General features: G+C 66.9%; 18 protein-coding genes. 2 read left to right on the top strand and 16 right to left on the bottom strand.

Annotated elements, in window-relative coordinates:
* Nucleotides 1-33: 33 nt before the first annotated feature.
* The 14 genes from hflX to AC1RVW_RS03845 all read right to left on the bottom strand — a co-directional run bounded on the left by hflX (nucleotide 34) and on the right by AC1RVW_RS03845 (nucleotide 14885).
* The gene (gene hflX / locus AC1RVW_RS03910; protein ID WP_106934243.1) at nucleotides 34-1203 is read right to left on the bottom strand and encodes a GTPase HflX; all 1170 of its coding nucleotides are present in this window, start codon (nucleotides 1201-1203) and stop codon (nucleotides 34-36) included.
* A 57-nt stretch (nucleotides 1204-1260) separates the two neighbouring features.
* Nucleotides 1261-1506, bottom strand: coding sequence for an RNA chaperone Hfq (gene hfq, locus AC1RVW_RS03905; RefSeq protein WP_012747311.1), 246 nt, complete (start codon nucleotides 1504-1506; stop codon nucleotides 1261-1263).
* A gap of 162 nt (nucleotides 1507-1668) precedes the next feature.
* A complete protein-coding gene (gene der / locus AC1RVW_RS03900; RefSeq protein WP_081269104.1) occupies nucleotides 1669-3012 on the bottom strand; it encodes a ribosome biogenesis GTPase Der in 1344 nt (447 codons plus the stop codon).
* Nucleotides 3013-3072: 60 nt separating this feature from the next.
* A complete protein-coding gene (bamB, locus tag AC1RVW_RS03895; protein ID WP_081269103.1) occupies nucleotides 3073-4215 on the bottom strand; it encodes an outer membrane protein assembly factor BamB in 1143 nt (380 codons plus the stop codon).
* A gap of 7 nt (nucleotides 4216-4222) precedes the next feature.
* A complete protein-coding gene (locus tag AC1RVW_RS03890; protein WP_081269102.1) occupies nucleotides 4223-4915 on the bottom strand; it encodes a YfgM family protein in 693 nt (230 codons plus the stop codon).
* A 5-nt stretch (nucleotides 4916-4920) separates the two neighbouring features.
* Entirely contained in the window at nucleotides 4921-6231 is a 1311-nt protein-coding gene (gene hisS / locus AC1RVW_RS03885) for a histidine--tRNA ligase (RefSeq protein WP_081269101.1), read from the bottom strand.
* A gap of 16 nt (nucleotides 6232-6247) precedes the next feature.
* Nucleotides 6248-7519, bottom strand: coding sequence for a flavodoxin-dependent (E)-4-hydroxy-3-methylbut-2-enyl-diphosphate synthase (gene ispG, locus AC1RVW_RS03880; RefSeq protein ID WP_493198126.1), 1272 nt, complete (start codon nucleotides 7517-7519; stop codon nucleotides 6248-6250).
* A complete protein-coding gene (locus AC1RVW_RS03875; protein ID WP_409195662.1) occupies nucleotides 7516-8484 on the bottom strand; it encodes a RodZ domain-containing protein in 969 nt (322 codons plus the stop codon). Before AC1RVW_RS03875 ends, ispG begins: the two co-directional genes overlap by 4 nt.
* Nucleotides 8477-9331 (bottom strand): type IV pilus biogenesis/stability protein PilW, encoded by an 855-nt coding sequence (gene pilW / locus AC1RVW_RS03870; RefSeq protein WP_106934239.1) that lies wholly within the window; start codon nucleotides 9329-9331, stop codon nucleotides 8477-8479. Before pilW ends, AC1RVW_RS03875 begins: the two co-directional genes overlap by 8 nt.
* Before the next feature lie 4 nt (nucleotides 9332-9335).
* On the bottom strand, nucleotides 9336-10484 hold the full coding sequence (rlmN, locus tag AC1RVW_RS03865) for a dual-specificity RNA methyltransferase RlmN (protein ID WP_106934238.1): 1149 nt from the start codon (nucleotides 10482-10484) through the stop codon (nucleotides 9336-9338).
* 21 nt (nucleotides 10485-10505) lie between these two features.
* Entirely contained in the window at nucleotides 10506-10931 is a 426-nt protein-coding gene (ndk, locus tag AC1RVW_RS03860) for a nucleoside-diphosphate kinase (protein ID WP_493198125.1), read from the bottom strand.
* Nucleotides 10932-11084: 153 nt separating this feature from the next.
* On the bottom strand, nucleotides 11085-12884 hold the full coding sequence (locus AC1RVW_RS03855; protein ID WP_493198123.1) for a pseudouridine synthase: 1800 nt from the start codon (nucleotides 12882-12884) through the stop codon (nucleotides 11085-11087).
* The gene (scpB, locus tag AC1RVW_RS03850) at nucleotides 12881-13720 is read right to left on the bottom strand and encodes an SMC-Scp complex subunit ScpB (RefSeq protein ID WP_493198121.1); all 840 of its coding nucleotides are present in this window, start codon (nucleotides 13718-13720) and stop codon (nucleotides 12881-12883) included. The genes AC1RVW_RS03855 and scpB overlap by 4 nt, the downstream gene beginning before the upstream one ends.
* 130 nt (nucleotides 13721-13850) lie before the next feature.
* Entirely contained in the window at nucleotides 13851-14885 is a 1035-nt protein-coding gene (locus AC1RVW_RS03845; RefSeq protein WP_493198119.1) for an RluA family pseudouridine synthase, read from the bottom strand.
* 14 nt (nucleotides 14886-14899) lie between these two features.
* Here AC1RVW_RS03845 and AC1RVW_RS03840 point away from each other — a divergent pair, with 14 nt between their 5' ends.
* Nucleotides 14900-15706 carry an outer membrane protein assembly factor BamD gene (locus tag AC1RVW_RS03840; RefSeq protein ID WP_081269094.1) on the top strand — a complete coding sequence of 269 codons (807 nt, stop codon included), beginning with the start codon at nucleotides 14900-14902 and terminating at the stop codon, nucleotides 15704-15706.
* Between the two features lie 33 nt (nucleotides 15707-15739).
* Here the strand turns inward: AC1RVW_RS03840 and AC1RVW_RS03835 are convergent, their stop codons facing one another.
* Both AC1RVW_RS03835 and AC1RVW_RS03830 read right to left on the bottom strand, forming a co-directional pair.
* Nucleotides 15740-17827 carry an ATP-dependent DNA helicase gene (locus AC1RVW_RS03835; protein WP_493198117.1) on the bottom strand — a complete coding sequence of 696 codons (2088 nt, stop codon included), beginning with the start codon at nucleotides 17825-17827 and terminating at the stop codon, nucleotides 15740-15742.
* Nucleotides 17824-18027, bottom strand: a complete 204-nt coding sequence (locus AC1RVW_RS03830; protein WP_493198115.1) for a YdcH family protein — start codon at nucleotides 18025-18027, stop codon at nucleotides 17824-17826. Before AC1RVW_RS03830 ends, AC1RVW_RS03835 begins: the two co-directional genes overlap by 4 nt.
* Nucleotides 18028-18133: 106 nt before the next feature.
* Here AC1RVW_RS03830 and AC1RVW_RS03825 point away from each other — a divergent pair, with 106 nt between their 5' ends.
* On the top strand, nucleotides 18134-18904 hold the full coding sequence (locus AC1RVW_RS03825; RefSeq protein ID WP_081269091.1) for a PP2C family protein-serine/threonine phosphatase: 771 nt from the start codon (nucleotides 18134-18136) through the stop codon (nucleotides 18902-18904).
* The last annotated feature ends 9 nt before the right edge of the window (nucleotides 18905-18913 follow it).

Here is an 18913-nt window from a genome sequence, read left to right as displayed (position 1 = left end):
TCGTTCTCTTGTCAGTGGCGGGATTGTGCCCAATCAATTGGCCGCATCGTGCAATTCAGCGTTCGCCTCAGGGGACATCGTATCGGCTACGGAGCCCGATTGCCGGGCGAGCTCGGCGCGCAGCAGCGGCACGCCCTCGCCGCTCCTGGCGCTCAGGAAGATGCGGGGGACCTGCACGCCGTCGATTTCCATCTCGTCCTGCAGATGCAGCGGATGCTGCGTGCTTTCAAGGGCGTCGAGCTTGTTGAAGACCAGAAGCTGCGGGACGGTGTCGGCACCGATCTCGCGCAGCACGGTCTGCACCTCGGCCATCTGTTCGGGGTAATGGGGGTTGGATGCGTCGACGACGTGCAGCAGGAGGTCGGCGTCGACCGCTTCCTGCAGCGTTGCCTTGAACGCGTCGACCAGGCCGTGCGGCAGGTCGCGAATGAAGCCGACGGTGTCGGAAATCGACACCTGGCGCCGGGCATCGCCCAGGTAGAGATTGCGCGTGGTGGTGTCCAGCGTGGCGAACAGCTGGTCGGCCGCATAGGCGCGGGCCTTGACCAGTGCGTTGAACAGCGACGACTTGCCGGCGTTGGTATAGCCGACGAGCGAGATGTTGAAGGTGTCGCGCCGCTCGCGCTGCCGGCGCTGCGTACCGCGCTGCTTCTGCACCTTGGCCAGCCGCTCGCGGGTGCGCTTGATCGACTCGCCGATCATCCGGCGGTCAAGCTCGATCTGCTTTTCGCCCGGACCGCCGCGCACACCCGCGCCACCGGTCTGGCGCTCCAGATGGGACCAGCGCCGGACCAGCCGGGTACTGAGGTACTGCAGGCGGGCAAGCTCCACCTGCAGCTTGCCTTCGTGCGAGCGCGCGCGCTGCGCGAAGATCTCGAGAATGAGGAAAGTGCGGTCGTACACCGCGACGTCCAGTTGGCGCTCGAGGTTGCGCTGCTGTGCAGGGCTCAGCGCCTGGTCGAAGATGACTTCGCTCGCCCTGTGGAGGGCGGCCAGTTCCTTGATTTCTTCGGCCTTGCCGCTGCCGACGAACAATGCCGCGTCAGGGGCCTTGCGTTTGCAGGAGAGATGGGCGACGGGCGTGAGGCCGGCAGTCTGCGCGAGCAGGCCGAGTTCCTCGAGTTCGCTGTCGAAATGGGGCAGCCCGAAATCAACGCCGACGAGAACGGCGGCGCCTTCCTGGCGGGGGATCTGTTCAGACAAGCGGGATCAGAATTGGGAAAAAGCGCGACGGCCGGAAGGCCGCCGCGCTCCGCGCTATCAGGCAGCGGCGTCGTCGTTCTCGGCAGCCGAGAAATTGACGGCACGACCCGGCACGATGGTGGAAATGGCGTGCTTGTAGACCATTTGCGTCACTGTGTTGCGAAGCAACACGACGTACTGGTCAAAAGACTCGATCTGCCCTTGCAGCTTGATACCGTTGACCAAATAAATGGAAACCGGCACATGCTCGCGACGCAAGGTATTCAGAAACGGGTCTTGCAGAAGTTGCCCTTTATTGCTCACGATATTCTCCGTGTTCAAGAGTAGTTGTTGGAGAGATGACCTTAACACAGGGTTTCCGCGCTGCAGCAACCCGGGTCAAAAGCCTTGAGAAAATAACGGTTCTCAAAAGCCGGAACTTCCGCCCTCGTCGCAAGTCATTGGCCGCCATCGGCGCCCAATGGCTCAGTCGTCCTTGTCGGCAAAAGGATTGTGGGAGCTCTTGAATTCGATCCGCAACGGGGTACCCACCAGATCGAATTCCTTGCGGAAGCGCCCCTCGAGAAAGCGCTTGTAAGCATCGGTCACATGTTCGAGCGAATTGCCGTGGATCACGATCACCGGCGGATTCATGCCACCCTGGTGCGCATAGCGCAGCTTCGGCCTGTACATGCCGCCGCGCTTGGGCGCCTGGAACTGCACCGCCTCCAGCAGCAACCGGGTCAGCACCGGCGTCGACATCTTGCGCGTGGCCGACTTGTGGGCCTGCGCAATTGCCTGCCAAACCGGGCCAAGGCCCTGGCGCTTGATGGCCGAGATGAAATGCAATGCCGCAAACTTCAGGAACGGCAACCGTGTTTCGATCTGCCGCTGGATCTGCTCGCGCTGGTAGCTGTCGACCGCGTCCCACTTGTTGATGGCGATCACCACCGCGCGGCCGCTTTCGAGGATGTAGCCCGCGATGTGGGCATCCTGGTCGGTCACGCCCTGCGTGGCGTCGAGCAGCAGCAGCACCACATTGGCCGATTCGATGGCCTGCAGCGTCTTGACCACCGAGAACTTCTCGATCGCCTCGAACACCCTGCCCTTGCGGCGCAAGCCGGCCGTGTCGATCAGCTCGAAGCGTTGGCCGTTGCGCTCGAAGGGCACTGAAATCGCGTCGCGCGTGGTACCGGGCATGTCGAATGCCACCAGTCGCTCTTCGCCAAGCCAGGTGTTGATCAGCGTCGACTTGCCCACGTTGGGCCGCCCCGCCACTGCCAGCTTGATCGGCTTGTTGACTTCGTCCTCGTCCGACTCGTCATCCGGATCGGGCAGGTTCAGCGGCTCGAGCGCAAGCTCGACCAGGTCGCGCATGCCTTGCCCGTGCGCCGCGGAAACCCCGTGCACGTCGCCGAAGCCCAGCTCGTAGAAATCCACGAGCTTGGTGCCGTCGTGCATGCCCTCGGCCTTGTTGGCCGCGAGCACGCAGGGCTTGCCCAGACGGCGCAGTTCATTGGCGATCTCATGGTCTTGCGCCGACAGGCCTTCGCGGGCATCGACGACGAAGATCACCACGTCGGCCTCAGCCACGGCCTGCCGCGTTTGCTTGGCCATTTCCTTGTAGATGCCGCTGCCGGCATCGGGCTCGAAGCCGCCGGTGTCGATCACGATGAACTCGTGCTTGCCCAGGCGACCGTTGCCGTAGTGGCGGTCGCGCGTGAGGCCGGCGAAATCGGCGACGATGGCGTCGCGCGTCTGGGTCAGGCGGTTGAACAGCGTCGACTTGCCGACGTTGGGACGCCCGACCAGGGCCACGACCGGCTTCATGGCCGGCCTTTCGATGGCGCGGTTTTCATGGTCGGGCCTTGCAGGAAAAGATTCAAAAGATTATTCAGGGCGGTAGCCAAACACACCACCCTTGGCAGTCACGACCACGACCGTGTTGCCGACGAGCACCGGCGCAACGGTGATGGCGGAGCCATCGGGGGTGACACGATTGAGCAGAGCGCCGTCTTCGCGCGACACGAAATGCAGCGTGCCGGTGCTCTCCCCGATGATCAGCGAGCGGCCCACGGCCAGCGGCGAGGTCAGCTCGCGATTCTTGAGGCGGCTCATCTGCCAGGCACGTTCGCCGTCGCCGCGGCGCCAGGCGATGACGCTGCCATCGGATTCGGTGCCGTAGACAAAGCGGTCGTCGCCGCTGACGCCGTCGGCGCCCGAAGCCGGCTTGCTCCAGACCAGCGTACCGCGCGTGGTGTCGACGCAGCCGACGCTGGCGTAGTAGGCCCGTGCGCAGACCGAGTCGCCCAGACGGCTCACGCTGCCGGTCAGGTCGACCAGGCGCTCCACGTCGTTGGTGCCACGCGGTGCGGCGATGGGAGCCTCCCAGCGCGAGGTGCCGTTGCCGGGGTTGATGCCGACCAGGCGGCCGCCAAGGCCTGCCACCAGCGTGTCGCCGACGGCCATCAACACGCCCGACTTGCGCAGCACCAGGTTTTCACCGGCGCGCTGCTGGATCCACAGGCGACGGCCGCTCTGGCCGTCCCAAGCGCTGACGCTGCGGTCGGCGGTCTGCACAAACACCCGGCGGCCAGCGACCAGCGGCGCGGTGAAGGCTTGGGCGGACAGCTTCTGCTTCCACAGCACCTTGCCGTTCTCGAGGGCCACCAGTTCATTGCCGGTGGTGACGACGGCCGCCAGGGAACCGTCGCTGCCGACACCGGCCGCCAGCGGCGCGCCGGCGCTTGCACGCCAGGTTTCGCGGCCGGCGCGCGCATCGATGGCAACCACGGTGCCGTCGCTGCCGGCCACGGTGACGATGTCGCCGTTGATGTTGGCGGTGAGCGGGAACTTGACTTCGGGGATCTTCACCGTCCAGGCCTGGCGCACGCCCAGCAGGGCCGGATTGGCGGGCAGTTCTTCGGGCTTCGGCTTGCTGGTGCCCGAGCAGGCGGCCAGGAACGCGACCAAAACAAGGGCTGATCCCGCACGCAGGGCGGTCGATTCAGGCATGAAACGCTTGAAATTCATGATGCGGTCAGGGAGTTTTGGGAGCTGCGGGAGTGACGGTGACGACTGGGGCCAGGCTCTTCGGGTCGACACCGACCGCGTTCAGCTTGATCTCGACCAGACGGCGGTAGTCGGAGGTGGCGCCGAGGCCGGTCCAGGCCTTTCGGTACTCGGCCTGCGCCTCGTTGCGCTTGCCCTGGGCCAGGTAGATGTCGCCCTTGCGATCGGCCACCAGCGGTTCGAATTCCTTGGGCACGCTGCCGTCGAGCTGCTTGAGCGCTTCGTCATACGACTTGCTGTCGAGCAGCTCGCCAGCAAGGCGCAGCTTGGCGACGGCCTTGTAGCCGGGGTCGACGGCGTTCTGCGCAACCCATTCCAGCGCGGAGCGCGAGCCTTCGGCATTGCCCTTCTCGAACAGCGTCTTGGCGACCAGCAAGCCGGCCTGCTGTGCATAGGCGGTGTTGGCGAAGCGGTCCTTCATGTCGGCCAGCACGCGCTGGATGCGTTCGACGTCGCCGGCCTGGGTGGTGCGCTCGACCTCGTCATAAAGTGCCGCGGCCTGCACGGCCTTGTTGCGCTGGAAGTATTGCCAGCCGTTCCATGCCACGAAGGCACCGGCGACAAGCAGGACAGCCCAGGTGATGAGGGTGCCGTAGGTATTCCAGAAATGCTTGAGCTGGTCGAGCTGTTCCTGTTCTTCGAGATCGAGATGGGTTGCCATGCGTGTCAGGTGTTGGAAGCCGGCGATTGTAGGGTGGCGGCCCATGTGGGGGCTTCAGCAAGTGCCCGGGAAGTCTGCGCGCCGCTTCCGTCGCGCAGCGCCTTGAGAGTCACTTCACCGCGTGCGAGTTCATCGGCACCGAAGATCAGGGCGTAGGTGGCGCCGCTGGCGTCCGCCTTCTTCATCTGCGCCTTGAAGCTGCTGAGGCCGTCAGCCGTGGCCGCATGCATCTGCACGCGCACGCCGATCTCGCGCAATTGCTGCAGCGTGCGCAGCGCGATGGGCATGGAGGCGGCATCCGGCACGATGGCGTAGGCGTCGGGCACCGGTGCCGGCACCTCGGCGCCCTGCTCCTTGAGCAGGTCGAGCACGCGCTCGACACCCATGGCCCAGCCCACGGCCGGCGCGGGTTTGCCGCCGATCTGCGCAATCAGGTCGTCGTAGCGTCCACCGGCACACACCGTGCCTTGCGAACCCAGGCGGTCGGTCACGAATTCGAAGACCGACAGGTTGTAGTAGTCCAGCCCGCGCACAAGACGCGGATTGATCGTGAACGCGATGTCGTTGGCCTTGAGGATGGCCTGCAGCCCCTCGAAGTGCGCGAGCGACTCTGCCCCGAGAAAGTCGATCAGCTTCGGCGCCGACTCGACCACGTCCTTCATTGCCGGATTCTTGGTGTCGAGAATGCGCAGCGGATTGCTGTGCAGGCGGCGCTTGCCGTCTTCGTCGAGCTTGTCGGCATGCTTCTCGAAGTGCGCGATGAGTTCGGCGCGGTGCAGCGCGCGCTCGGCAGGCTGCCCCAGGCTGTTGAGTTCGAGGCGCACGTCGGTCAGGCCGATGGCCTTCCAGAGCGCGTTCGCCAGCAGGATCAGTTCGGCATCGACATCGGGACCGGCAAAGCCCAGCGCCTCGGCCCCGATCTGGTGGAACTGGCGGAAACGCCCGCGCTGCACGTTCTCGCGGCGGAACATGGGGCCGGTGTACCAAAGGCGCTTGGGCCCTTCGTACAGCATGTTGTGCTCGATCACCGCGCGCACCAGGCCCGCCGTGTTCTCGGGGCGCATGGTCAGGTGTTCGAACTTGCCATGCTTGTCGGCGCGGTCCTCGAAGGAGTACATCTCCTTCTCTACGATGTCGGTCACCTCGCCGATGCCGCGCACGAAAAGCGCGGTGCGCTCCAGGATCGGCGTGCGGACGTTGCGGTACGCAAACCGCCCCATCAGGTCGCGCACGGTGGCTTCGAGCCACTCCCAGCGCGCCGATTCGGGCGGCAATATGTCGTTCATGCCTTTGACGGCATTCAATTTTTCAGCCATGGATCCTGCGGAGGTGTCAGGCAGCGACGGCGTGTTCGCCGCCGAAGCGCTTTTCGATATAGGTTTCTACGAGTTGGTGAAACTCGTTGGCGATATTGTCGCCGCGCAGCGTGAGCGCCTTTTCGCCGTCGATGAAGACCGGCGCGGCGGGCGCCTCGCCGGTGCCGGGCAGGCTGATGCCGATGTCGGCATGCTTGCTCTCGCCGGGGCCGTTGACGATGCAGCCCATGACGGCCACCTTCAGCGTTTCCACGCCGGGATACTTGTTGCGCCAGACCGGCATCTGCATGCGCAGGTAGTCGTCGATCTGCTTGGCCAGTTCCTGGAAGGTGGTGCTGGTGGTGCGGCCGCAGCCCGGGCAGGCGGTGACGCTCGGCACGAACACGCGCAGGCCCAGCGCCTGCAGGATTTCGTTGGCGATCAGCACTTCCTGCGTGCGCGACTCGCCCGGCTGCGGCGTGAGCGACACGCGAATGGTGTCGCCGATGCCCTCCTGCAGCAGGATCGACAAAGCCGTGGCCGAAGCCACCGTGCCCTTGGTGCCCATCCCGGCTTCGGTCAGGCCCAAGTGCAGCGGATATTCGCAGCGGCTGGCCAGCTCGCGGTAGACCGAGATCAGGTCTTGCACACCGCTTACCTTGCACGACAGGATCACCTGGTTGCCTGCCATGCCCATCGACTCGGCCAGCCTGGCGGACTCGATGGCGGATGTGATCAGCGCCTCGTACATCACCTGCTTGGCATCCCAGGGCTGGGCGCGCTGGCTGTTGGTGTCCATCAGGCTGGCGAGCAGTTCCTGGTCGAGGCTGCCCCAGTTGACGCCGATGCGCACGGGCTTGTTCCAGCGCATCGCGGCGTCGATCATCTGGCCGAACTGCTTGTCCCTCTTGTCGCCCTTGCCCACGTTGCCGGGGTTGATGCGGTACTTGCTCAGCGCTTCGGCGCAGGCCGGATAGTCGGTGAGCAGGCGGTGGCCGTTGTAGTGGAAGTCGCCGATCAGCGGCACGTCGACGCCCATGCGGTCGAGCTGTTCGCGAATGTAGGGCACCTGCGCCGCGGCTTCGGGCGTGTTGACGGTGATGCGCACCATCTCCGAACCGGCCAGCGCAAGTTCCTTGACCTGGATCGCCGTGCCGATGGCGTCGACGGTGTCGGTGTTGGTCATCGACTGCACGCGCACCGGCGCGTCGCCCCCCACCGTCACGACACGCGGTCCCCAGACCACGCTGGCCTGGCGCGAGCGGCGCGCCTTGGGCGCCGCGGAATCGATGGGAAGGCAGTCGCTCATGACGTCACCTCGAAACGCGCCACGCCACCGCTCTTGGTGACGGGCTTCAGGTCAAAGGGCTTGCCGCGCACCTGCACGTCGACGCTCGACGCACGGCCGACCACCACGGACAGCGGCAGCGCACCCGAGAGGCCGACGGTCTCGCCGGCCTTCAGGCTGCGGCGCAGCAACTGCTTGCCACCGGCTTCGGTCACGGTGATCCAGCACTCCTCACGGGCCACGAAGACGAGTTGCTGGCTGCTTGCGGCCGGAGCGACTGCCGGTGCCGTTGCGACCGGGGTTGCGGCGGCAGCATTCGGGGCCGCTGCGGCAGCTGGCGGCTCGCCCGTGGTGCTCGCCGAGCCGCTCGGCGCCACCGGCTGTGCCGGCGCCGTCTGGGCGACCACGCCCGGGCCACCCGATGCAGGCGGCGCATCCGCAGCCGCGTCGTTCGTTGCGGCGCCATCGGCCGCGCCACGTGCGGTCAGGCGGGAAACGGAGGCGCCGAGCTGATCGAACACCGACTGCGGCAGCCAGAACAGCGCGCCGGCGCCGATCAGCAGCAACACCACGACCGTCAGCAACGCGCGCGACGGCAGGCCGCCGCTCGAACGGCCGCTGCCGGTCCAGCGCGGCGTGCCCGACGAGATGTTGGTCTTGAGCGTGCGGTCGGCGTCGGCCAGCGACACCTTCTGCGTGGTCGGCAGCTTGGCGAGCACGGGCGCCGGATCGATGCGCAGGGCACGGCAAACACTGCTGGCAAGCGCGCGCGCAAAGACCGGGTCGGGCAACGAAGCGATGTCGTCGGCCTCGAGCGCCAGCAGTTTCTGCGGTGGCACCTTGAGTGCCGCCGCCACCATTTCGATATGAAGGCCGTGGGCCTCGCGCGCCTCGCGAAGCATGTCGCCGGCGGTCTTGTGCGTGATGTCGGCTGCCTCGAGCGGCTGTGCCGCGGAAGTGCCGAACTCCGAAACCCTATCAGTCATTGAAATTCCCGCGCTCGTACGCTGATGCCTCCCGCGATTGGGGGAAGCGTCGTTGCAGTTGGCCTCCCAACTGCGCCACTGCTTCGCGGTTGTTGAGCTTTCGTTCGATCTTGATGCCGAGCCACAGCGTCTCGGCGCTGGCCGAGGGGCTGTTGTTGACGCGGCGAATGTAGAACTGCGCGCGCGACCATTCTTCGCGCTGCGAGAGCACCAGGGCCAGGTTGAAGCCGACCACCGGGTTGCCCGCATCGATCTCGTAGGCCTGCTGCAGGGTGCGCTCGGCCTGCGCGCGCTGGCCCGCCCTGAGCTCGCAGACGCCGCGCGTCATGAGCGTCTTGGCGCGGTCGGGATAGCTGGGCACGGCGAGTGCCTCGTTGAACTGGGTTGCCGCGTCGCCGTAGCGGTTCTGCTGGCACAGCAGCCAGCCGTAGTTGTGGCGCGTGTTGGGGTCGCGCGGATTGATGGCGATGGCACGGCGGAAGCTGTCTTCGGCCATGCCGGCGTCGTCGAGCCGCATGTAGACCAGGCCGCGCAGGTTGTACGCGTCCGCATTGTTGGGGTCGGCGGCGAGCGCCTGCTTGATCTCGTCGAGCGCGACGTTGGTCTGGCCCTGCTCGAAATAGCCCGATGCCAGTTCCATGCGCAGGCGCGCGCGGCGCTGACGCGAGCTTTCGTCCGACTCGGTGACGATGTCCACGCCCTTGCCCGAACTGGTGTCGGCCAGGCTCGTGGTGGTGGTGCGCGTGCTGACGCAACCGGCGAGCAAAAAAGTCACGGCGACGCCGGCAAAGCTCGCGGCCAGCATTCGCTGCGCGCTAGCGGTCGTCATCGGAAAAGCCATGCTCATTGCTTCAGTGCTCCTGGGGAACGGTCTTGCGGACCGGATGCAAAACAATGGGACGCTCCGTTGCGCGACGCTGGGCCATGCGCTCGGCTGCGCGGGTGCGGTCCTTGACGTCGCCGGCAAGCTGGCCGCAGGCGGCGTCGATGTCGTCGCCGCGCGTCTTGCGCACCGTGGTCACCAGGCCCGCTTCGCTCAGCATCCTGGCGAATGCCAGCACGCGCGGCTGCGGCGAACGCAGCAGGCCCGAGGCCGGGAACGGATTGAACGGGATCAGGTTGAACTTGCAAGACACGCCGCTGGTGCGAACAAGCTCGATCAGCTGGCGCGCATGCTCCGGCTGGTCGTTGACGCCGTCGAGCATGCAGTACTCGAAGGTGATGAAGTCGCGCGGCGCGTGCGCCAGGTAGCGCTTGCACGCCTCGAGCAACTCGGCGATCGGGTACTTGCGGTTGAGCGGCACGAGGTCGTCGCGCAGCGCGTCGTTGGGCGCATGCAGCGACACGGCCATCGCCACCGGGCAATCGGCGCCCAGGCGGTCGATCATGGGCACCACCCCGGAGGTCGACACCGTCACGCGACGGCGCGACAAGCCATAGGCGTTGTCGTCGAGCATGGTGCGCAGCGCGGGCACCAGCGCGGAATAGTTCTGCAGCGGCTCGCCCATGCCCATCATCACCACGTTGGAGATGACACGCTCGTCGCGCTTGAGGTGCTTGCGCAGGAAGTGCTCGGCGAACCACAGCTGGGCGACGATTTCGCCCGTGGTGAGGTTGCGGCTGAAGCCCTGGTGCCCGGTCGAGCAGAAGCGGCATCCGACCGCGCAGCCTGCCTGGGACGACACGCACAGGGTGCCGCGGTCGTCTTCAGGAATGAATACGGCTTCGACGGCATTGCCGTCGCCGACGTCGAACAGCCACTTGATCGTGCCGTCCTTGGATTCGTGCTGCGTGAGGACCGACAGGGCCTCGACGCGAGCGGTGGTCGCGAGTTTCTCGCGCAGCGACTTGGCCAGATCTGTCATCTGGGTGAAGTCGCTGGCGCCACGCTGGTGGATCCAGCGGAACAGTTGCGTGGCGCGGAATTTTTTCTCGCCGAGTTTTTCGCAGAACGCGGCCAACCCCTCGAGATCGAATTCGAGCAGATTGGCCGTGGTCATGGAATCGGTCGAGATACGACTTCAGCGTGCGTAGACGTTGAGGCCGGCGAAGAAGAACGCGACTTCGTTCGCTGCGGTTTCAAGAGCGTCCGAGCCATGCACGGCGTTGGCGTCGATGCTGTCGGCGAAGTCGGCGCGGATGGTGCCGGCGGCTGCCTTCTTGGGGTCGGTGGCGCCCATCAGGTCGCGGTTCTTGGCGATGGCGTTCTCGCCTTCGAGCACTTGCACGAACACGGGGCCCGAGATCATGAACTCGACCAGGTCCTTGAAGAAAGGACGTTCCTTGTGCACGGCGTAGAACTGTTCGGCTTCGTTGCGCGACAGGTGCACCAGCTTGGCGGCGACGATCTTGAGGCCGGCAGCTTCAAAACGGGAAACGATCTTGCCGATGACGTTCTTGGCGACTGCGTCGGGCTTGATGATGGAGAGGGTACGTTCGATAGCCATTGAAATGCTTCCTGGAGCTTTGATTTTGAATAGTTTTGTCACAACTGCAACGAGTTTGTTGCGCCGTATGTCGACAAAGCCTCTGATTTTAACCGGCGCAGCCCCCTGGGCTCATGAAAACCCCGCGAAAGGCCGCGCTGCGACGGGAGACTTTCAGCGCCCGCGGCGACGTCCGCCACCCGCGTTGCCGAAGCCGCCTCCGCCACCACCTCCACCGCCGCGTCGGCCGGGGCCTCCGCGCTGCTCCTTGCGCTGGCGCGAGAAGCTGTCGGCGCCGATGTAACCGAGCGAGGTCTTCATCGGATCGGGTTGGTTGGCTCCGCTCGGCTGGCGGTCGTCACCCTGGCGATTGCCGCCGCCCTTGCCGCGGCGCCCCTGGCCTTGCCCCTGCGGCTGCTGGCCGCCGTTGCCGCCGCCGCCCCGATTGGGGCGTGGGCCGCGGTCGCCGCGCGGCGGACGGCCGTCGCCCAGCGGATTCGGGATCGGCGCCTCGCCGCGATTGCCGTCGTCGCGCATCTCGCGCGGCTGGCCACCGCCCTGGCCGCCGTTGCGGTTGCCGCGGCGTTTCTTGTTGCGCCCGTTGCGGCCATTGTTTCCGCCGCCTTCCTGGCCGGGGCCGCGTTGCTGCAGGCCGGGTCGGGCCGCAGCGCCGCCTGAAGCCTGGAACAGCGCGCGGATGTCGCGCTCGTCGAGCTCCATCCAGGCACCGCGCTTCAGGCCGCGCGGCAGCACCATCGCGCCGTAGCGGATGCGGATCAGCCGGCTGACCGCATGGCCGACCGATTCGAACAGGCGGCGCACCTCGCGGTTGCGGCCTTCCGAGATCGTCACGCGATACCAGCAATTGGATCCCTCGCCGCCGCCGTCCTCGATGGTGCCGAACTGGGCCATGCCGTCGTCCAGGCGCACGCCGTCGAGCAGCTTCTGCTTCTCTTCGCTGGTGAGCGCACCCAGCACGCGGACCGCGTACTCGCGCTCCAGGCCGAAGCGCGGGTGCATGAGCTGGTTGGCCAGGTCGCCGGAGCTGCTGAACAGCAGCAGGCCCTCGGTGTTCAGGTCGAGCCGGCCGACCGATTGCCACTTGCCCTGCTGCAGGCGCGGCAGCTTGCGGAACACGGTGGGCCGGTTCTGCGGATCGTCATGCGTGACCACTTCGCCGGTGGGCTTGTGGTACGCAATGACGCGCGGCGGCGGAGGCGCGATACGGTAGCGGATGGGCTTGCCGTTGATCTTGACCTGGTCGCCGTACTGGATGCGCTGGCCGATGTGGGCCGGCTCGTTGTTGACGGAAATGCGGCCCTGGAGAATCAGCTGCTCCATTTCGAGCCGCGAACCCAGGCCCGCCTGCGCCAGCACCTTGTGCAGCTTGGGCGAATCGGCCTCGGGCAGCAGCACGCGCTTGAGCGGCGGTACTTCGGGGCTTTCCTCGTCGGCGTCGAACTGGCCGGAAATGACGTCGGCGAAGCGGATCGGCTCGGGCGGCAGCGCGTTGCGCTGCTCGCGCTCGGCAGCGCGCCGCGCGCGATCGAGGTCGTCTTCTTCCTCGTCGGGCTCTTCCTCTTCCTCGTCGCCTTCCTCGCTGTATTCGCGGACCGGTTCGGCGGCGACAGCGACAGGCGCGACAGGCTCCGGCGGCCGCACAGGCTCTTGTGCCGCCTCGGCAACGGCCTCCGCTACGGGCGCGGCCTCAGGCAAAGCCGAAGGCGCTTTTTCGGACACCGACTGCTCGACCGCCTCCGCGACCTTCTTCTTGCGGGGCGCGCGAGGCTTCTTGGGCGCTTCGGCCTCGGCCGCCGGCTCCGCCGGTGCAACCGACACTTCGGGCACAGCCTCCGGCGCCACCGACTCGGTAGCGGCAACCACAGCCTTCCTGGGCGTGGCCGCCCTTTTCTTCTTCTTGACTTCGGGCTCGGCCGGCAGCATTGCCGCGTCGTCGGTGTCGGATGGGCTCATGAGGTTTTTCCGGGAGAAACTGCTTCGGGATCGGCCTCGTCATCGGACGGACCGTCGGGTTCTTGTGTTTGTTCGGGCTCTTGGGCCGGAACGGTCTCGGCGGCCAAAGGCGCCTCGGATTCATCGGCAGCGGCGGCGTTTTCGGCGACTTGCGCCTGCGCGGCCTCCACGGCTTCGGCAGCCTCGGACAGCACTTCCGCCGGCACGGGCATTTCGACGGGCTCGTCGACGGCCACCACGGCGGGCTCGTCGACGGGGTCCATCGGCAGCCCCTGCTGCTCGCCCGACGCCTGCTCGAGCGCGTCGACCAGGGCGGCCTGCTGCGCCGGCGTCTCGATCAGCGGCAGCTGGTCGAGCGACGCCAGGCCGAGGTCGTCCAGGAACTGGCGCGTGGTCGCGTACAGCGCCGGCCTGCCGACGGTTTCGCGGTGGCCGATCACCTCGACCCAACCGCGGTCCTCGAGCTGCTTGAGGATCAACGAGTTGATCGTCACGCCGCGGATGTCTTCCATGTCGCCGCGCGTCGCGGGCTGGCGGTACGCGATGATGGCCAGCGTCTCGAGGGCGGCGCGCGTGTAGCGCGGCGGCTTCTCGGGGTGCAGGCGGTCGAGATGATCGCGCATCTCGGGCCGGCTCTGGAAACGCCAGCCGCTGCCGACGCTCACAAGCTCCAGGCCGCGCTGCGCCCAGTCTTCCTGCAATTCAAGCAACAGCACCTTGATGGTGTCCACGCCCAGCTCGTCGTCGAACAGCACGCGCATGTCGCGCACCGGCAGCGGCTGGCTCGAACAGATCAAGGCGGTTTCGAGAATGCGCTTGGCATCCGCCGTATTCATGGTTCGCGTTATCCGGGAAAAGGCGCCTGGGTAGACGCTGGCTCACAAGGATGAAAGGAGTAGGCGTTGCCGGCACGCGGCGAATGCAACGCAAGGCCGGCATCGGATGGCCGGCGCGGCCCTCGGGCCGTCAGGCGCGATTGTAATCCAGCCCCCAGGACTGCAAAGCCTGAACGAGATCGGGCGGCGGCGACGAGCGGAACTCCATGGCTTCGTGGGTGACCGGATGCACGAATGCCAGACGGAACGCATGCAGCGCCTGGCGCGACAGGCCGACGGCCGGCGCGCCGCCGTAAAGCGCGTCTCCCACCAGCGGATGCCCGATCGACGCCATGTGCACGCGGATCTGGTGGGTGCGACCGGTTTCGAGCGTGCAGCGCACCACGCAGCCTTCGGAGTGGCTGTCGAGCCGCTCGATGAGCGTGCGCGCGGTCTTGCCCGCATGGCGCTCCAGGTCGACCACCGCCATGCGCAGCCGGTTGCGCGGGTCCCGCCCGATGGGCGCGTCGACCTGCCTGGCGGCCGCGCCGGCCCAGGGCTTGTGCCCGATCGCCAGGTACTGCCGCTTGACCTCTCGCGCGGCGATCAGCGCGACCATCGCGTCCATGGTCGCCCGCGTGCGCGCAACCACCATCAGCCCGCTGGTGTCGCGGTCGAGCCGGTGGACGATGCCGGCGCGCGGGAGCAGCACGGCCTTGGGGTCGAGCGCCAGCAGCCCGTTGAGCAGCGTGCCGCTCCAATGCCCGGGCGCCGGGTGCACGACCAGCCCTGCGGGCTTGTCGACGATGCGCAGGTGCTCGTCCTCGTACACGGTCACGAGGTCCATCGGCTCTGGCCGGAAGGCCTGGCTCTGTGGCGTGGGCCGCAGTTCGATGCGCCCCGCCTGCCCCGCCTTTACGCTGGCCGAGACCTTGGTGACGGTGCGCCCCTGGAGCTCGACGGCCCCCGCCTCGATGAGCTGCTGGAGGTAGCTGCGGGAAAACTCGGGCACCAGGGCCGCCAGCGCGCGGTCCAGCCGCTGGCCGTGCTGGGCGGAATCGATGGTGAAGGGCCGGAGTTCGCTGGCCTCGGCCGGGTCGGCGCCTTCCTCGTGTTCGGCCGCCTCCAGGTTCTCGGGGGTATTGCCCGAAGGGCCGGTCGATATAATTGAGGGTAACTGTTTCACGAAAGCCGTATGTGATGTTTCGCGCCAAATTATCGGTCCCCACCTGGATCGCGCTCAGCGCGGCGGCCCTGCTCGCAGCCGGCTGCTCGTCGACCACCGTCGACAAGACCGCGAACTGGAGTCCCAACAAGATCTACGCGGAAGCAAAGGACGAGGCCGGATCGGGAGCCTACGACAAGGCCGTGCCGCTCTACGAGAAGCTCGAAGGCCGCGCCGCCGGCACGCCCCTCGCGCAGCAGGCCCAGCTGGAAAAGGCCTACGCCCAGTACAAGTCGGGTGAAAAGGCCAGCGCCATCGCCACCATCGACCGCTTCATGAAGCTGCATCCGGCGAGCCCCGCGCTCGACTATGCGCTATACCTCAAGGGCGTGATCAACTTCAACGACGACCTCGGCATGTTCGCGTTCCTCACGCGCCAGGACCTGTCCGAGCGCGACCAGAAGGCCGCCAAGGAATCGTTCGAGTCGTTCAAGGACCTCGTGACCCGCTTCCCCGAGTCACGCTACGCCCCCGACGCGCGCCAGCGCATGAACTACATCGTGAACTCGCTCGCGCAGTACGAGGTTCACGTGGCCCGCTATTACTACTCGCGCGGCGCCTACCTGGCGGCCATCAACCGCGCCCAGATCGCCCTGTCCGACTACCGCGAAGTGCCGGCGCTCGAGGAAGCCCTGTACATCATGGTGAAGTCGTACGACGCGCTCGGCATGAAGGACCTGCGCGACGACGCCCAGCGCGTGCTGACCACCAACTACCCCCAGAGCACCTACCTTGCCAACGGCTTCAAGGGCAAGGACGACCCCTGGTGGAAGGTCTGGTAAGGCCGCCAGCAGCCCTGAACCGGCGCGCTCCGGCTAGCTCCTGAGCGCGTCCAGCGCGGCGTCGAAGTCCGCTTCGTTTTCGAGCCGCCGCATCGGCGGAAGCGCCGCCAGCAGGCGGCGGCCGTAGCCCATGGCGACCAGGCGGGTGTCGCATATCGCCAGCACGCCGCTGTCGGTCTCCCGCCGAATCAACCGCCCCGCCCCCTGCTTGAGCGCAACAGCCGCTTCGGGCAACGAGTAATCCGCGAACGAACTGCGCCCCTGCGCCTCCAGGCGCTGCGAGCGTGCCTCGACCAGGGGGTCGTTGGGCGGCGGAAAAGGCAGCTTGTCGATCACCACCAGTTGCAGCGCGTCGCCCGGCGCGTCGAAGCCCTCCCAGAACGAAGCCGACGCCACCAGCACGCAGCCCGCGCGCCCGCCGCTCGCGCCCTCGCGAAAACGATCCATCAGCACCCGCTTGGGCAGTTCGCCCTGCACCAGCACCTCGGGGCGAGCTTCGGTCTCCAGCAGCTCGAACTGCTGCTTGATGGCATCGCCGATGGTGCGCAAGGCGCGCAGCGTGGTCGTCAGCACCAGCGTACGGCCGCCGAGTTCGGTGGCGCCGCGTGCAGCCAGTTCGGCGACCCGCTGGCTGTGCGAGGGGTCGTTGGGCTTGGGGAACGCGCGAGGCACGTACAGCGCCGCCTGCGAGGCATAGTCGAACGGACTCTGCACGCGCAGCACTTCGGCATCGTGCAGGCCGCAGGGCTCGGTGAACCAGCGCAGCGTGGGCTCATCGCCCAGCGTGGCCGAGGTGAAGACCCAGGCTCGGCCGCTGTCTTCATGCACCGGCGTCTCGCGGGGGGGGCGCTCGCCGTAGGCATCGAGTTCGTCGCCGTCGTCCGCGTCGCCGCCTTCGTCGGCATCCGACGCATCGGCAATCTTGAGCACCCGCTTGCGCATCGCATCCGCGATGTCGAGCGGCGACTCGATCAGCCGCAGTTGCGAGCCGACATCCACCCAGCGCACCGAGTCGACCTCGCAAGGCTGCGCGAAGCGCGCCGTGCGCTTGGCGAGCTGGCGTGCCCGCTCGTGCAGCCGCACGAAGTCGGGCGAGATTTCGCTGACGGTGGCCAGCCCTTCGGCGGCCAGTTCGAACGAATGCTGCAGGTCATCCAGCGCATGCTGCCAGGCGTCGGGGTCGATGCCTTCCGGCGAAGGGCCCAGCCAGCGCAGCTTGGCGCCCGGCCACTGCTTGCCGACCACCAGCCGCAGCTCGCGCGCGGCACGCTCGACGCCAGACACCAGTTGCTGCCAGTCGACCAGCCCGCGCGCATGCTGCAGGCCCGAGCCCAGCATGTCGCGCGCGAAATCGAGTGCCTGGCCGCTGCCGAGCTGCGCGCCCAGGAACTGCACGCCGGTTTCATTGAGCTGGTGCGCCTCGTCGAACACGACGACGCTCACGCTGGGCAGCAACTCCGCCATGCCGGTCTCGCGCACCGCGAGGTCGGCGAAAAACAGGTGATGGTTGATGACAACGATGTCGGCGGCCAGCGCCTCGCGCCGCGCCAGGTTGACGTGGCAGGCCTTGAACTGCGGGCACTGCGCGCCAAGGCAGTTCTCGCGGGTGGAGGTGATGAGGGGGATCAGCGGCGAACGCTCGTCCAGCCCCGGCAGCTCGGCGAGGTCGCCGGTGCGCGTGGCCTTCGACCACTGCTCGATCTTGGCGAGCGTGCGCAGGCTGCCGCGTTCGGGCAGCGAGGCGTCATGGCGCGCGGTGTCCAGTCGATGCAGGCAGAGGTAGCTGGCGCGCCCCTTCAACAACGCCGTGCGCACCGGCAGCCCGAAGGCCTCGACCAGCCGGGGCAGGTCGCGGCCGAACAGTTGGTCCTGCAGCGTCTTGGTGGCGGTGGACAGCAGCACGCGCTCGCCGCTCAGCAACGCCGGCACGAGGTACGAGAAAGTCTTGCCGACCCCGGTGCCGGCCTCGACCACCAGCACGCCGCCCTGGTCGATGGTGCGGGCCACGGCCATGGCCATCTCGGTCTGGCCGGAGCGCTCGCGGAACTGCTCGGCAGCCCGCGACAGCGCACCGTCTTGCGCGAAGGCGTCGCGCACCTTGTCTTCGAGCGCGCCTGTCACGCCGGCTCTTTCGGGTCGAGCACGTTTTCGAGGCGCGTGATCCGGTCGCGCAATGCGAGGCGGCGCTTTTTCAGGCGCCGCAGCAGCAACTCGTCTTGCGGCGAGCCTTCGGACAGCCGGTCGATGGTGGCATCGAGATCGGCATGCTCGATACGCAGCTCGATGAGCTGCCGGGAAAGGGAATGAAGATTGGAGTCCAACGTTGGAGTGCGAACGCAGAGTTGGCGCGTCGCATGTTCATTCGATAATACGTCCTGACACGAATCCCCGAGAAGACAGAACCACGCGCTCTGGCGCACATGCCTCATGACTCAAGGCTTTCGACTAGCAGCGGCCACCGGACTCCACAAGGGAGACCGCCCGTACCAACAGGACCAGGTCTTGATGATGAGTCACCCGAGGGTGCCCGGCTGCGTGCTGGGCGTCGTTGCGGACGGCATGGGCGGTCGCAGCGGCGGGCGCAAGGCATCCGACCAGGTGATGATGACCGCGCGCCAGCTCTTCGCGCGCTACGCCCCGGGCCGCGACGACCCCGAAGTCCTGCTGAGGCAAATGCTGGAAGACTCGCACACGGTCATCAAGCTCACCGCAGTTTCCAGCGAACAGGAGCCCCACAGCACGCTGGCGGCGTTCCTGCTGAACCCCAAGGGCGAATGCGCCTGGATCCATGCCGGCGACTCGCGCATCTATCACTTCCACGACGGACAGCTCGTCAAGCGCACGCGCGACCATTCGTACGTGCAGGCGCTGATCGACCGCGGCCAGATCAGCGAGGCCGAAGCCAACACCCATCCGCAGGGCAACATCCTTCTGGGCTGCCTTGGCATGACCACGACGCCGCCGCCCATCGATCCGCACTACATCCCGAAGATGCAGTCCGGCGACCTGCTGATGGCATGCAGCGACGGGCTCTGGCATTACTTCACGCCCGAGGAAATGGCGAGCGTGCTGTACGCCCAGCCGCCGCGCGACGCGGTGGAAATCCTGGTGGGCGAAGCGCGACGCCGGGCGCGCGGCACCGGCGACAACATCTCCATCGCAGTCCTCAAGCTCGACGCGCTGCCGGCAGCGGCCTGAGCGCGGTTC

The organism is Variovorax sp. MPBD4-3, assembly GCF_058809745.1.
Note: the sequence above shows the minus strand (reverse complement) of the source record. Positions and strands in the feature narration are given on the sequence as shown.